We start from the raw sequence: 12,786 nt of genomic DNA on the forward strand, positions 1-12,786 counted from the left end.
GCGGCAGGCGCGCCAACCCTCTGACCGGCCGTAGGCACCACCAGCCCTGACCAGCCGTCAGCCCCTGCCCTGCCCTGTCCCGCCCTGAGAGTCGTCAGCCCCGTCCCGCCCAGATGTTCGTCCCCTCGGTGTCCACCGCGAAGGCGTCGATCTCCTTCAGCTCCTCGGCCGTCAGCGCGGGCCCGGCCAGCGCCGCCACGTTCTCCTCCAGCTGCCGCACGCTCGACGCGCCGATCAGCGCCGACGTCATCCGGCTGTCGCGCAGCACCCACGCGATGGCCAGCTGGGCGAGCGACTGGCCCCGGCCCCGCGCGATGTCGTTCAGGCCGCGCAGCCGGCGCAGGACCTCCTCCGAGAGCAGTCCCGGGTCCAGCGACTTGCCCTGGGTGGCGCGCGAGCCCTCCGGGATGCCGTGCAGATATTTGTCGGTGAGCAGGCCCTGCGCGAGCGGCACGAAGGAGATGCAGCCCATGCCGGCCGCCTCCAGGGTGTCGAGCAGGCCGTCGTCCTCGATCCAGCGGTTGATCATGGAGTAGGACGGCTGGTGGATCAGGGCCGGGACGCCCATCTCCCTCAGCAGCCCGGCCGCCTCGGCCGTCTGCTCCGCGTTGTACGAGGAGACGCCCACGTACAGCGCCTTGCCCTGCCGCACAGCGGACGCCAGGGCGCCCATCGTCTCCTCCAGCGGGGTGTGCGGGTCGAAGCGGTGCGAGTAGAAGATGTCGACGTACTCCACACCCATCCGCTTCAGGGAGGCGTCGAGCGAGGAGAGCAGGTACTTGCGGGAGCCCCACTCGCCGTACGGGCCGGGGTGCATCAGATATCCGGCCTTGGTCGAGATGACCAGCTCGTCCCGGTATCGGGCGAAGTCCTGCGCGAACAGCTTGCCGAAGTTCAGCTCGGCCGAGCCGGGCGGCGGTCCGTAGTTGTTCGCCAGGTCGAAGTGCGTCACCCCGAGGTCGAAGGCGCGGCGCAGGATCGCCCGCTGGGAGTCGAGCGCCCGGTCGTCCCCGAAGTTGTGCCACAGGCCCAGCGAGAGGGCGGGCAGCTTGAGACCGCTGCGGCCGGTGCGGCGGTATTCCATGGAGTCGTAGCGCGTATCGGCGGCGCGGTAGGAGAGGCCGGGGGAGAGGTAATCAGTCACTTTCTCTCCTTATCACGGAGTTGTGACAGACCGGGTTGGGCCCCCGTGACCCGATCGCAGTAATGTGGCGGCTTCGGGGAACGCCGATGCGCGGCGCGGCTCAGGCCCGCCTGGACCCGTACTGACCTGTGCGGATGGACCGGACCGGCCGTGCGGACCGTGCGGCGCTCCCCCGCGGGGGTGGACCCCGGACCCCCGGCGACGGGGAGGACGGGCCCCGGGCCCGTACGTTACCGAGAGGGTGGACTCTGTGAACTTCCGCGACCTGGTGTACAGGCTCTACGCGCGCCGGGTGGAAGGCCGCCTGGACCATGACCAGGTGCCGAAGCACATCGGGGTCATCCTCGACGGCAACCGCCGGTGGGCGAAGGCGTCCGGCGGCTCGGCCGTGCAGGGCCACCAGGCCGGTGCGGACAAGATCTCCGAGATGCTCGGCTGGTGCAGCGAGACCGATGTCGAGGTCGTCACTCTCTGGATGCTGTCCACGGACAACTTCGACCGGCCCGAGCACGAGCTGAAACCGCTCCTGCGCATCATCGAGAACACCGTCCGCAACCTCGCCGCCGACGGGCGGTGGCGCGTCCACCACGTCGGCACCCTCGACCTGCTGCCCGCCGAGACGCAGACGGTGCTCAAGGAGGCCGAGCAGGCGACCTCCCACGTCGATGGGATACTCGTCAATGTCGCCGTCGGCTACGGCGGCCGCCAGGAGATCGCGGACGCCGTGCGCTCGCTGCTCCTGGAGCACTCGGAGAAGGGCACGACCTTCGAGGAGCTGGCCGAGATCGTCTCCACGGACCTGATCTCCGAGCACCTCTACACCCGTGGCCAGCCCGACCCCGACCTCGTGATCCGTACCAGCGGGGAGCAGCGGCTGTCGGGCTTCATGCTCTGGCAGAGCGCCCATTCGGAGTACTACTTCTGCGAGGTCTTCTGGCCGGCCTTCCGCAAGGTCGACTTCCTGCGGGCACTGCGCGACTACGCCGCCCGCCACCGGCGCTACGGGGCCTGATCCCCGCAGGGCAGCCACGGGGCCTGATCCCCGCAGGGCGGTCACGGGCCTGATCCCTCTGCAGGGCGGCCACGGGCCCTGATCCCCGCAGGGCGGCCACGGGGCCTGATCCCGCCGGGCACCGCCTGACGCCGCCTGGCATCGCCTTCAAGCAAGCCTCCCGGAAACCGCCGGTCCGCCCCCTACCGCCGTGGTCCCCGATGACTCCCCTCCTCACAGGGGAGTCATCGCGCGTCCACCGGGACTTCTCCACACCGTGTCATATGCAGCGGCATGGCTTCGGGCCGAAGAGGGAATACCCCTGACAGGTCGACATCCGGTCACCAACCAGGCGGATGTCGCATCCAAGTGAGCGGCACCCAGTCCGCTCGCCCGGGAGGCCCTTTGCACACGAAGGACCGTAGACACCGCGGACGCAGTCAGCCTGCGGCCGACGCGGAGGCCGTGGTCCGGCCCGCGCACAGGGGCCCGATCCCGGTCCGTCCTCTCCCTTCGGGAAGCTCCGCGACCGTTCGTCGCACTCCCCGACCTCGTCCGAGGGGGTACGTCCTTCCGTGGTGACCAGTACTAAGCGCCGCTTGCCCGACAGGCGCACATACGTTCTCGACACCAGCGTCCTGCTGGCCGATCCCGGTGCCATGTCCCGCTTCGACGAGCACGAGGTCGTGCTGCCGATCGTGGTGGTCACGGAGCTGGAGGCCAAACGGCACCATCCGGAGCTCGGGTACTTCGCCCGGCAGGCCCTGCGCCTGCTGGACGACTTCCGCATCCGGTACGGCCGGCTGGACGCCCCGATCCCGCTCGGGGATCTGGGCGGGACGCTCCGTGTCGAACTCAACCACTCCGACCCGGGCATACTGCCCGCCGGGTACCGGCTGGGGGACAACGACTCGCGTATCCTCGCGGTCGCCCGCAACCTCCAGGCGGAGGGGTACGACGTCACGGTCGTCTCCAAGGACCTGCCCCTGCGGATCAAGGCGTCCTCGGTCGGCCTCCTCGCCGAGGAGTACCGCGCCGAACTGGCCATCACCGACTCCGGCTGGACCGGGATGACCGATCTGTCCCTCTCGGGGGAGCAGGTCGACCTCCTCTTCAGTGAGGAGACGCTGTACGTCCCCGAGGCCGCCGAGCTGCCCGTCCACACCGGCCTGGTCCTCCAGTCCGAGCGCGGCAAGGCGCTCGGCCGGGTCACGGCCGAGGGCAATGTGCGGCTCGTGCGGGGCGACCGGGAGGCGTTCGGCATCCACGGCCGCAGCGCCGAGCAGCGGATCGCCCTCGATCTGCTCCTCGACCCGGACGTCGGCATCGTCTCGCTGGGCGGCCGGGCGGGCACCGGAAAGTCGGCGCTGGCCCTCTGCGCCGGACTGGAAGCAGTGCTGGAGCGTCAGCAGCACAAGAAGGTGATGGTTTTCCGGCCGCTGTACGCGGTCGGCGGCCAGGAGCTCGGCTATCTCCCCGGCAGCGAGGCCGAGAAGATGAGCCCCTGGGCGCAGGCGGTCTTCGACACGCTCTCGGCGGTCGCCGGGCGCGAGGTCATCGAGGAGGTGCTGGGGCGCGGGATGCTGGAGGTCCTGCCGCTCACCCACATCCGGGGGCGCTCGCTCCACGACGCCTTCGTGATCGTCGACGAGGCGCAGTCGCTCGAGCGGAACGTCCTGCTGACCGTGTTGTCCCGGATCGGGGCGAATTCCCGTGTGGTGCTCACCCATGACGTGGCCCAGCGGGACAACCTCCGGGTCGGCCGGTACGACGGAGTCGTCGCCGTGGTCGAGAAGCTGAAGGGGCATCCGCTCTTCGCGCATGTGACGCTCACACGTTCGGAGCGTTCGCAGATCGCCGCACTGGTGACCGAAATGCTGGAGGAAGGGCACATCTGACCTGCATGTCCCGTTCATGCCGCCCGGCGAGCCAAAGAGCTTAGCCGGGCGGCATCGTGTTGTGCCGTCATTTCCGCCGAACCGATGGCCTAAATGAGGTGTGACCTTTCCCACTCGGCACAGAATTGCCCCGTGGCATCGCCGTCCGGCAGAGTCTTGCTTCCGTCAGGCCCCGCATACGGCACTTGGGCACCTCCAGAGGCGCCACGCACCACACAACTCCACACGAACCGCCCGTATGCCGCCCGCGAGCACCACGCGGCAGCCTCCTCACCGGGGTTGCCCAACGGGCCCGTGCCTCCCGTGACCCACGCAGTAGGGAGGCCAGCGCCAGGGGCACGAACGCGCCCGCGAGGTCACCTAAGCGGACGATGCTGGAAGGACACCATGTGAGCCGGATCTCGGTCCGGGGGTTCGCCGTGGCATCTGCCACCGCGGTCACCACCGTTGGCGCCGTCGTAGGCGTTGCCGCGGGCGGCGCACCTGCCGCCGATGACAACAACTTCGAGGCAGCCGCAGCCGACACCACGCTGCTCGCAGACATCCCCACGGGCCAGCAGGCCCAGGTGCAGATCGCCTCGCTGACGCAGCAGGCCGACGCCCAGGCATTCGCCGCCGACGCCGCCGCGAAGAAGTCGGCCGAGGAGTCCGCCCGCATCCAGGCCGCCAAGGACGCCAAGTCCAAGAAGCAGGCGGCCGAGGAGCGGGTCGAGGCCGAGCGCCTGGCCGCCGAGAAGGCGGCCAAGGAGAAGAAGGAGAAGGAAGAGGCCGAGCGCGCCAGCCGGTCCTCCGTCCGCGACGCCTCCTCGTTCGCCACCCAGGGCTCGTACACCGTGGCCCAGGTCCAGGCGATGGCCCGTCAGATGGTCCCCGCCGACCAGTTCCAGTGCTTCAGCAACATCGTGAACCACGAGTCGACCTGGAACTACCGCGCGGTCAACCCGTCCTCCGGTGCGTACGGACTGATGCAGGCCCTCCCGGGCCACAAGATGTCCTCCGCCGGTGCCGACTGGCAGACCAACCCGGCCACCCAGATCAAGTGGGGCCTCAGCTACATGGACAGCCGCTACGGCTCCCCGTGCGGCGCCTGGTCCTTCTGGCAGGCCAACAACTGGTACTAGAGGCCGACGGGGTCCGGGAAACGGACCCCGCCCCGGCTCCGTGAAGCCCCCCACCGCGTACGCGGTGGGGGGCTTCACGCGTGTACGGTCGCATCCGGCGACCCATGTCGGCGCTGGGGAGCGAAGACGGGGGAAGGGAAAGAGACATGTCAAAACTACCGGGCTGGCTGGGCCGCTTCGGGTCCGAACTGACGGAGCTGGGCGCACGCCTGGAAGAGCGCCGGGCGCGCGCCGTCGAGGACGACGACCCCCTCGGAGACGCCGGGCCCCCCGTGGCCCCGGCGGCACAGGACCCCGGGCAGGTGCCCGCGCCGCCCTCGTACGCCCCCTCCGTCGCCGCCAAGCCCGATCCGGTCGCGGCGATTCCGTGGGGGATGCGGGTCGCGGCCGAGGCCGGGTGGCGGCTGCTCGTCCTCGCGGGGACCCTCTGGGTGCTGATGCAGGTGATCACCGCCGTACAGCTCGTGGTGCTCGCCTTCTCCGCCGCCCTGCTCATCACCGCGATGCTCCAGCCGACCGTGGTCCGGCTCAAGGGGATCGGGCTGCCGCACGGGCTCGCCACCGCCGTGACCGGGGTGCTCGGGTTCGTCATCATCGGCCTGGTCGGCTGGTTCGTGGTGTGGCAGGTGATGGAGAACCTCGACACGCTCTCCGACCGGGTCCGCGACGGCATCGACGAGCTGAAGCGCTGGCTGCTGGACAGCCCCTTCCATGTCACCGAGTCGCAGATCAACGACATCGCCAAGAACCTCAACGACACCATCGGCACCAACACGGAGGAGATCACCTCCGCCGGGCTCCAGGGCGTCACCTTCATGGTGGAGTTCCTCACCGGTCTGCTGCTGGCGATGTTCTCCACGATCTTCCTGCTCTACGACGGCCGGCGGATCTGGGAGTGGTCGCTCAAGCTGGTGCCCGCCGCCGCCCGCCCCGGTGTCGCCGGGGCCGGACCGCGCGCCTGGCGCACCCTGACCGCCTACGTACGCGGCACGGTGCTCGTCGCCCTGATCGACGCCATCTTCATCGGCCTCGGCCTCTACTTCCTCAACGTCCCGCTCGCGGTGCCGCTGGCCGTCTTCATCTTCCTGTTCGCCTTCATCCCGCTCGTCGGTGCCGTGGTCTCCGGAGCGCTGGCCGTGGTCGTCGCGCTCGTCACCGAAGGGGTGTGGACCGCGCTGTGGGCGCTGGTGGTGGTCCTGGCCGTGCAGCAGATCGAGGGCCACATCCTCCAGCCGTTCATCCTCGGCCGGGCGGTGCGGGTCCACCCGCTGGCCGTGGTCCTCGCGGTGGCGACGGGCGGCCTGGTCGCGGGCATCGGCGGCGCGGTGGTCGCCGTACCGCTGGTCGCCGTGACCAATACGGTGGTCGGCTATCTGCGGTCGTACGGTTCCCCGGGACCGGTCGGCGGACAGCACGGGGCCACCGCGCTGGGGATCGCCCCGGCCTCGCCACCGACCTCACCACCGGCCGCGTCGCAGCCCGCCGCGGCACCGCCGGGCCCGGCGGACGAGCCGGGCGGTGACCCCGAACCCCCGGCGCGGTCCGAGGGCGAGCCGCCGCAGAAGTAGACACGAAGGAGCCCCGGGACGGTCGGTCGTCCCGGGGCTCCTGCGTGTGTCAGAGGTGGTGCGGGTGACTACTCGGCGAGTACGGCCTCGGCGTCGAGGGTCACACCGACCGCCTGGATCACCGAAGCGACCTTGACGGCTTCCTGGATCGTCTCCCGGTCCACGCCGGCCTTGCGGAGCACCTGCTCGTGGGAGTCCAGGCACTGGCCGCAGCCGTTGATCGCGGAGACGGCGAGCGACCACAGCTCGAAGTCGACCTTCTCCACGCCCGGGTTGCCGATGACGTTCATCCGCAGGCCCGCGCGGAGCGTGCCGTACTCCGGGTCCGACAGCAGGTGCCGGGTCCGGTAGAAGACGTTGTTCATGGCCATGATGGCCGCCGCCGACTTCGCCGCGGTGTACGCCTCCGGCGAGAGGTTGGCCTTCGCCTCGGGCTCCAGCTCGCGCAGCACCTTCGGCGAGCGCGAGGCGATCGCGCAGGCCAGCACGGTGCCCCACAGCTGCTGCTTCGGGAGGTCGCTGTTGCCGATGACCGAGCCGAGGTTCAGCTTCAGGTCCTTGGCGAAGTCCGGTATGGCGGACTTCAGTTCGTCGAGAGCCATGTCGGTATCAGCTCACTCGCCCGAGAGGAGCGCGACCGGGTCGAGGGTGTTCTCGCCCTTGGTCCAGTTGCACGGGCACAGCTCGTCGGTCTGCAGGGCGTCCAGGACCCGCAGGACCTCCTTGGGGTTACGGCCCACGGAACCGGCGGTCACCATCGTGAACTGGATCTCGTTGTTCTGGTCGACGATGAAGACGGCGCGCTGCGCGAAGCCGTCCTCGCCCTCGATGCCGAGGTCACGCATGAGCTCGTGCTTCGAGTCGGCCAGCATCGGGAAGGGCAGGTCGGTCAGGTCCGGGTGGTCCTTGCGCCAGGCGTGGTGCACGAACTCGGAGTCACCGGAGAAACCGAGGATCTGGGCGTCGCGGTCGGCGAACTCCTCGTTCAGCTTGCCGAAGGCGGCGATCTCCGTGGGGCAGACGAACGTGAAGTCCTTCGGCCACGCGAAGACGATCTTCCACTTGCCCTCGTAGGTCTTGTGGTTGATCTGCTCGAACTCCTTGCCGCTCTCCAGCGAGACACAAGCAGTCAGGTCGAACTCGGGGAACTTGTCACCGACAGTGAGCACGCGCTCTCCTTGCAACGTCTGGAACTCCCTTTTTGGGGGAGTTCCTGAGGGTTGGACGAGATCCACCTTGGCACAGAGTGCATTGATCAGGGAAATAGCTACACTCGGTCGTGATGATCGGAGGTGCCTATCAGTGGCCCAGGGAAAACAGGGCATACGCCCGAAGCAGGCCGGTAAGTCGGCCGCCAGGCAGCCCAGCCTCTCGCAGCTGCGTGCCTTCGCGGCCGTGGCGGAACATCTGCACTTCCGGGACGCGGCGGCAGCAATCGGGATGAGTCAGCCCGCACTCTCCGGAGCCGTCTCCACCCTGGAGGAGGCACTGGGTGTCCAGCTCATCGAGCGTACGACGCGCAAGGTGCTGCTCTCGCCCGCCGGGGAGCGGCTCGCGGTACGGACCGGTGTCGTGCTGGAGGCCGTCGCGGCGCTGATGGAGGAGGCAGAGGCGGCGCGGGCGCCGTTCACCGGGGTGCTCCGGCTCGGGGTGATCCCGACCGTCGCCCCGTATCTGCTGCCCACCGTGCTCCGGCTGGTCCACGACCGCTACCCCGACCTCGACCTCCAGGTCCACGAGGAGCAGACCTCCTCCCTGCTGGAGGGGCTCGCCGCCGGACGTCTGGACCTGCTGCTCCTCGCCGTGCCGCTCGGGGTGCCCGGGGTGAGCGAGCTCCCCCTCTTCGACGAGGACTTCGTGCTGGTCATGGAGCAGGACCACTGGCTGGGCGGCCGGGCCGACATCCCGCGCGAGGCGCTGCGGGAGCTGCCTCTGCTCCTCCTGGACGAGGGCCACTGCCTGCGCGACCAGGCCCTGGACATCTGCCGGGAGGCCGGGCGTACGGAGGGGGCGCCGGTCACCACGACCGCCGCCGGGCTCTCCACCCTGGTCCAGCTGGTGGCGGGCGGGCTCGGGGTGACGCTGCTGCCGCGCACCGCGGTGACGGTGGAGACCGGACGCAACGACGCCCTGGCCACCGGGTACTTCGCCCACCCGGCCCCGACCCGGCGAGTGGCCCTCGCGATGCGGGCGGGCTCCGCGCGGGGCGGCGAGTTCGAGGAGTTCGCCGCCGCGCTGCGGGAAGCGATGGAGCCGCTTCCGGTACGGGTGGTGGACGCGCCTCAGCCCGTGGTGGACGCGCCTTAGGCATCCGTACGCGTACGGGGGCGCGGCCGGACCTCCGCCCGTCCCGGCCCGGATGTACGGCGGTGCGGCCGGAAGGTCTCCCTCCGGCCGCACCCCCCGCACGGTCTCCCGCTACTCCGTCCGCAGCCCGTCCGGCCGCATCAGCCGCCACAGCGAGGGCATCGACGCCGCCGTCACCAGCAGGATCAGCCCTGCCCCGACCCCCGTCAGCGGGAGGAACAGCCACCAGTCGGAGACGGTCTTCGCGATCATCCAGGCGAGCACGGCGCCCAGCCCCAGCCCGCCCGCGACCGCGACCACCAGGCCGAGGAAGACCGGGACGGCGGTCTGCCACAGCACCGACCAGCCCATCGTCGTCCGCCGGGTGCCGAAGGCGACCAGCACCGACAGCAGCCGCTTGCGCTCGCGCAACTGCTCCACCTGGGAGACCAGCATCGAGGCGGCGATCAGCAGCAGCACCACGCTCGCCCCGACCTTGAGCCCGGTCTGGATGCTGTCGTACTGCCGGTCGCGCTCCACCGAGTCCAGGGTGACGAAGGCCATCCCGGGATCGATGCGGGCCGCCGTGTTCCGTACGTGCTCCGCGACGTCGGGCACGCTCCGGTCCACCCGGATCTGGGCGGTGATCTGCGCGCCGGGCAGCGTACTCGCGTCGACCGCGCCGGTGGTGGCCATGATCCCGTAGTGCGTCTCGCCCATCGGGTCCTTGCGGCCCTGCACCGTCCGGGCGTCGGCGGGCAGCGTCCACCGCAGCGGCTCGCCCTCCCCGGAACCGATCTCGACCACCTTGCCCTTGCGGGCCGTCCGGTCGACCCAGGAGGTCATGTCCTGGTCGCCCGGCGGGTGGACGACGAAGGTGTCGCCGTCCTCGCAGGAGGTGATCCGGGCCAGCTCGCGCAGGGTGTCGCAGGTGCCGACGGTCACCGAGGTGGTGGGCGGGATGTCGTCGTCGGCGTAGACGCCGGGCTTGGACGCGTACGCCTGCACCGAGCCGATCACCACGTCCACGCCCTTCGTGGCGCGGAACTGCTCGATGGCCGAGGTGGCCGCCTCGCCGGTGACGTTCTCCGAGTACGCGGCGAACTGGGCCCGCGTCGGGTCCTGGCCGGTCGCCCGGTTGAAGTCGGCGTTCATCGCCGCGAACAGCATCTGGAGGGCGATCGCCCCCGCCACCGCCACCGTGACCCCGCTGACCGCACGGGACGCGGCCCCGCTGTTCAGCTGGAGTCTGCGCACGGCCAGCTGCCAGGGCACCGGGCCGCCGCGCAGCCGCTTCACGCACGCCTCGACCAGCCACGGCAGCAGCAGGGCGAGACCGACCAGCACCAGCACGGCCCCGGCCGCGATGGGGAACGGCTTCACCGGCTCGTACGCGTACTCGTCGACCCGGCCGGTGATCCCGAGCACCGCCAGACCCGCGACGGGCACGAGCAGCCGCCACCAGAGCCGACGGCCCCGGTCCTTCCCCCGGCGGACGACACCGAGCGGCTCGATCACCACCGAGCGCATCGCGACCAGCGTGACGAGCACGGCGGTCAGCGGCACCGCGACCATGATCAGCAGGGCGAGCAGCGGATCGGGCACCACGTCGGCCGGGAACGCGCTGACGTCCCAGACCTCCACCGAGTCGACGAACTCCCGCCCCACCGCGAAGAAGACCAGCCCGATCAGCAGCCCCAGGACCGCGCCGAACAGCGCCTCCCCGGCGGCGATGCGCCGGGTCGTACGGATGTCCGCGCCGACCAGACGCAGCGCGGCGAGCCTGCGGTCGCGTCGGTCGCCGCCGAACCGTACGGCGGTGGCGATGAAGATCGCGACCGGCACCAGCAGCACGACACAGACCATGACGGTCAGTACGACCAGCAGCGGCGGCAGCGGGTCGGCCGGGCGGTGGGCCCCGTAGCCGGAGATCCGCTCGGCCCCGGCGGCGGGCGTCAGGGTGTCGCTGCCCGCGTAGTAGAACAGCTCGTTGGGTGACCGCAGCCCGGCGTCACCGATCGTGCCGGTGAGCTCGTACGACAGCCGCTCGCGCAGCAGCTCGTTGCCGGGCGCTTCGAGCAGCTCCTTCAGCGCGGGGGAGACCACCATCTCGCCCGGCCCGGGGAAGCGGGCCAGCCCCGGCGGGCGGACGGGCGCCGCACCCTCGGCGCGCACCAGGCGGCCGATGACCGTCCGGTCGCGGTACTCCGTGCTCGTGTCGAGCCGCAGCACCGAGGTGTCCGACTTCGCCGAGTCGTCGGCGGAGACCTTCACCTCGCTGCGGGCCTGGTCGCGCGCGGAGCGTTCGTCCAGCATGTGCGGTACGGAGGAGGCGAGCAGCAGCAGCGCGACCCCGAGGCCGACGCCGACCGCCGTCAGCAGCGTACGTATCCACCCCTCGCGGCCCCCGGCGGCGGCGAACCGGATGCCGAGGCCGAGGTCCCGGAGGGTGGTGGCGGCGCGCGAGGGCGGCTTCGGGCTCTCCGGTGCGGCGGGCGGCGGGGCGGTACGGGAATCGAGCAGCGTCATACGGCGTGCTCCAGGTCGCGGGCCCGGCCGTCGCGCACGGTGACGTCACGGTCGGAGTAGGCGGCGACCCGGGCCTCGTGGGTCACCAGGACGACCGCCACGTTGGAGGAGCGGGCGGCCTCGGTGAGCAGCTCCATCACCCGCTCGCCGTTGAGGGAGTCCAGGGCACCGGTCGGCTCGTCCGCGAAGATCACCTTCGGGGAGCCGGCCAGCGCGCGGGCCACGGCGACCCGCTGGCCCTGGCCGCCGGAGACCTCACCGGGGCGCTTGGCGGCGAGCCCGTCGACCTCCAGGCGCTCCATCCACTCCCGGGCGGTGCGCTCGGCGGCCCTGCGCTTCACCCCGTTGAGCCGCAGCGGCAGCGCCACGTTCTCCACGCAGGTCAGCTCGGGGACGAGCTGGCCGAACTGGAAGACGAAGCCGAAGTCGCTGCGGCGCAGGGCGCTGCGCTCGGCGTCCGACATCGCGGACAGCTCGCGGCCCGCGTAGGTGATGGTGCCGGAGTCCGGGGTGATGATCCCGGCCAGACAGTGCAGCAGGGTCGACTTGCCGGAGCCGGAGGGGCCCATCACGGCGACGACCTCGCCGGGGTGCACGGAGAACGAGGCACCGTCCAGGGCGGGCGTCGAACCGTAGGTCTTGCGCAGATCGTGCGCGGCGAGCAGGGAGCCGTCGGGGATCACGCGGCCACCACCTTGGCGAGCTGGCCGAGCCGGGCGGCGGTCAGTTCCAGCCAGCGCAGATCGGCTTCCAGATGGAACAGGGCGTGGTCGCAGATGAGCTGGTCGGCGAGGTCGCCCTTGCGCTTGCGGTCGGTGAGGACACGCATCATCCGCAGGTGCTCCGAGCGCTGGGAGTCCAGCAGGTCGGCCGCGCTGCGGTCGGTGAGGAGGGCGAGGACCACCTTGGTGTAGAGCGTCGACTGGAGATACGGCTCCGGCTTCTCGGGCTGCATGAGCCAGCGGGAGACGTCGGTGATCCCGGCGTCGGTGATGGCGTACCGCTTGCGCTCGGGCCCTCCTTCGCTCTCTATGCCGTCGACCTCGACGAGCCCGTTCTTCAGGAGGCGGGACATCGTCGAGTAGACCTGGCCGTAGTGGAGCGGGCGGTCCTGGCCGAACTTCTCGTCGAAGGTCCGCTTCAGGTCGTAGCCGTGGCGGGGGCCGGATTCCAGGAGTCCCAGGAGTGTGTGACCGATAGACATGCGGAGGACTCTACACGGTGTGTATACCTGCTGTGTATACGCGGC

The 12,786-nt window shown here is 70.7% G+C and carries 11 protein-coding genes and 1 pseudogene; 6 read left to right on the forward strand and 6 right to left on the reverse strand.

Annotated elements, in window-relative coordinates; genetic code table 11:
• Positions 1–94 precede the first annotated feature (94 nt).
• Positions 95–1,144, reverse strand: a complete 1,050-nt coding sequence (locus B7C62_23835) for an L-glyceraldehyde 3-phosphate reductase (GenBank protein ID ARF74924.1) — start codon at positions 1,142–1,144, stop codon at positions 95–97.
• A gap of 250 nt (positions 1,145–1,394) precedes the next feature.
• Between B7C62_23835 and B7C62_23840 the strand changes: the two genes are divergently transcribed.
• From B7C62_23840 to B7C62_23860, 5 genes and pseudogenes are all read left to right on the forward strand, one after another.
• Entirely contained in the window at positions 1,395–2,156 is a 762-nt protein-coding gene (locus B7C62_23840; protein ARF74925.1) for an isoprenyl transferase, read from the forward strand.
• 224 nt (positions 2,157–2,380) lie between these two features.
• Positions 2,381–2,461: pseudogene (locus tag B7C62_23845) on the forward strand (UDP diphosphate synthase).
• Positions 2,462–2,710: 249 nt separating this feature from the next.
• Complete coding sequence (locus tag B7C62_23850) at positions 2,711–4,033, forward strand: ribonuclease (GenBank protein ARF74926.1); 1,323 nt, start codon at positions 2,711–2,713, stop codon at positions 4,031–4,033.
• A 389-nt stretch (positions 4,034–4,422) separates the two neighbouring features.
• Complete coding sequence (locus B7C62_23855; GenBank protein ARF74927.1) at positions 4,423–5,154, forward strand: transglycosylase domain-containing protein; 732 nt, start codon at positions 4,423–4,425, stop codon at positions 5,152–5,154.
• Positions 5,155–5,300: 146 nt separating this feature from the next.
• On the forward strand, positions 5,301–6,722 hold the full coding sequence (locus B7C62_23860; protein ID ARF74928.1) for an AI-2E family transporter: 1,422 nt from the start codon (positions 5,301–5,303) through the stop codon (positions 6,720–6,722).
• Between the two features lie 68 nt (positions 6,723–6,790).
• On the opposite strand, the gene B7C62_23865 is transcribed toward B7C62_23860, so the two are convergent.
• Together B7C62_23865 and B7C62_23870 are read right to left on the reverse strand one after the other, a co-directional pair.
• A complete protein-coding gene (locus B7C62_23865; protein ID ARF74929.1) occupies positions 6,791–7,324 on the reverse strand; it encodes an alkyl hydroperoxide reductase in 534 nt (177 codons plus the stop codon).
• A gap of 12 nt (positions 7,325–7,336) precedes the next feature.
• Positions 7,337–7,891 (reverse strand): alkyl hydroperoxide reductase, encoded by a 555-nt coding sequence (locus tag B7C62_23870; GenBank protein ARF74930.1) that lies wholly within the window; start codon positions 7,889–7,891, stop codon positions 7,337–7,339.
• Between the two features lie 133 nt (positions 7,892–8,024).
• On the opposite strand from B7C62_23870, the gene B7C62_23875 reads away from it, so the two are divergent.
• On the forward strand, positions 8,025–9,029 hold the full coding sequence (locus tag B7C62_23875; protein ARF74931.1) for a hydrogen peroxide-inducible protein activator: 1,005 nt from the start codon (positions 8,025–8,027) through the stop codon (positions 9,027–9,029).
• A gap of 111 nt (positions 9,030–9,140) precedes the next feature.
• Here B7C62_23875 and B7C62_23880 read toward each other — a convergent pair whose 3' ends face one another.
• The 3 genes from B7C62_23880 to B7C62_23890 are packed head-to-tail and all read right to left on the reverse strand — an operon-like array spanning position 9,141 to position 12,741.
• On the reverse strand, positions 9,141–11,537 hold the full coding sequence (locus B7C62_23880; GenBank protein ARF74932.1) for a hypothetical protein: 2,397 nt from the start codon (positions 11,535–11,537) through the stop codon (positions 9,141–9,143).
• Positions 11,534–12,220 carry a macrolide ABC transporter ATP-binding protein gene (locus B7C62_23885; protein ID ARF74933.1) on the reverse strand — a complete coding sequence of 229 codons (687 nt, stop codon included), beginning with the start codon at positions 12,218–12,220 and terminating at the stop codon, positions 11,534–11,536. The genes B7C62_23880 and B7C62_23885 overlap by 4 nt, the downstream gene beginning before the upstream one ends.
• Positions 12,217–12,741 (reverse strand): PadR family transcriptional regulator, encoded by a 525-nt coding sequence (locus B7C62_23890; GenBank protein ID ARF74934.1) that lies wholly within the window; start codon positions 12,739–12,741, stop codon positions 12,217–12,219. Before B7C62_23890 ends, B7C62_23885 begins: the two co-directional genes overlap by 4 nt.
• Between the last annotated feature and the right edge of the window lie 45 nt (positions 12,742–12,786).

Origin of the sequence: Kitasatospora albolonga, from assembly GCA_002082585.1 — a bacterium.
Classification (GTDB): Bacteria; Actinomycetota; Actinomycetes; order Streptomycetales; family Streptomycetaceae; genus Streptomyces; species Streptomyces stephensoniae.

What these genes read in the sequence shown, in the direction of transcription:
- B7C62_23860 (ARF74928.1), top strand. Translation starts at nt 5,301, where the DNA reads ATGTCAAAACTACCGGGCTGGCTGGGCCGCTTCGGGTCCGAACTGACG.
- B7C62_23865 (ARF74929.1), bottom strand. Translation starts at nt 7,324, where the DNA reads ATGGCTCTCGACGAACTGAAGTCCGCCATACCGGACTTCGCCAAGGAC.
- B7C62_23880 (ARF74932.1), bottom strand. Translation starts at nt 11,537, where the DNA reads ATGACGCTGCTCGATTCCCGTACCGCCCCGCCGCCCGCCGCACCGGAG.
- B7C62_23890 (ARF74934.1), bottom strand. Translation starts at nt 12,741, where the DNA reads ATGTCTATCGGTCACACACTCCTGGGACTCCTGGAATCCGGCCCCCGC.